At 35.7% G+C, this 1,252-nt stretch carries 2 protein-coding genes; both read right to left on the bottom strand.

The annotated features are described in order from the left end of the window. Nucleotides 1–29: 29 nt before the first annotated feature. Nucleotides 30–896 (bottom strand): IS3 family transposase, encoded by an 867-nt coding sequence (locus FLACHUCJ7_RS00240; protein WP_230408765.1) that lies wholly within the window; start codon nt 894–896, stop codon nt 30–32. 14 nt (nt 897–910) lie between these two features. Continuing rightward, complete coding sequence (locus FLACHUCJ7_RS00235) at nt 911–1,192, bottom strand: transposase (protein ID WP_180907461.1); 282 nt, start codon at nt 1,190–1,192, stop codon at nt 911–913. Nucleotides 1,193–1,252 lie beyond the last annotated feature (60 nt).

The following is a 1,252-nucleotide window of genomic DNA, read 5'->3' as shown; positions in this document are numbered from 1 at the left end:
TGGAATTGCAACTAAAAAGTGGAGACTTTTTACGCTACTAATTTTTCATTTTGCTGGTGTAATAATTCCATTTCGTTTGGTGTTCTGTATCCAATAGAAGAATGTATTCTTTTTGGGTGATAAAATCCTTCTATATATCTAAAAATTTCTATTTTGGCAGCCTCTCTATTTTCAAATTTTCTATGATATACGAATTCTGCTTTTAATGTTTTAAAGAAGCTTTCTGCTACTGCGTTGTCCCAACAGTTGCCCTTTCTGCTCATGCTTTGTTTTATTCCTGTTTCATTTAGCAGAATTTTAAATTCATCACAAGCATACTGGACTCCTCTATCAGAATGAAATATCAGTCCCTTTTTTACTCCTCTATTTCTTATAGCTGCATTTAAAGCTCTTACAGTAGTATTTGCTGCAGTCATATCATTACTAAAGGACCATCCGATAACTTTACGATCAGCAAGATCAATTACTGCGGTGAAGTACATCCAGCCACAGCCTGTTTTAATATATGTAATGTCGCTTACCCACTTTTGAGATAATCCATTTGCTGAAAAATTTCTTTGAAGGAGATTATCAGCAGTTTGATAGGTATGGTTCGAATCAGTTGTGATTTTGTATTTCCTGCGGACTTTACTCTTTAAATTCATTTTTTTCATAAGCCGGGCAACATATGATCTGGATACTTTTTTATGCTTCATGTTCAGCACTTGTGTAATCCTGGGACTTCCATAAGTCTGGTGGCTGTTCTCATATTCCTGTCTTATCAGAACTGATAGTTCAGCCGTTTTTTTGTCGCGATTACTCTGCGGTCTGTTGAGCCATTTATAAAAACCGCTGCTGCTAACCTGTAATATATTGCACATCTTTTCAACTGGAAAGATACCTATGTTATTATGGATAAACAGGTACTTTTTCAGTCTCCCTTGGAAAAGATGGCTACCGCCTTTTTTAAAATTGCATTTTCCATTTCTGCATCACGCAATTTCTTTTTTAATTCTCGTATTTCTTGTTCCTCAGGCGTCAGTTTATTATTTACAGGCAGAACTGTGCCTCCGTTATAACGGGGATCCATACGCCATTTGCTTAACCTGCTGGCATCCATACCCAGTTCTTTTGCTGCTTCTAATACTGATCCTTTTAAGTAAGACAGTTCAACTGCCATCTTCTTGAATGATTCGTCAAATACTCTTTTCATGATAAAACAAATTTAAATCTATTTTTTTAAATATGTCTCCACTCAAAGGTAGCAACTCCA

Origin of the sequence: Flavobacterium salmonis, assembly GCF_903819435.1 — a bacterium.
GTDB lineage: Bacteria > Bacteroidota > Bacteroidia > Flavobacteriales > Flavobacteriaceae > Flavobacterium > Flavobacterium chungangense.
This window is presented reverse-complemented; position numbering and strand designations above follow the sequence as displayed.

Coding starts and splice junctions, on each gene's coding strand:
- FLACHUCJ7_RS00235 (WP_180907461.1), bottom strand. CDS start 1,192: ATGAAAAGAGTATTTGACGAATCATTCAAGAAGATGGCAGTTGAACTG.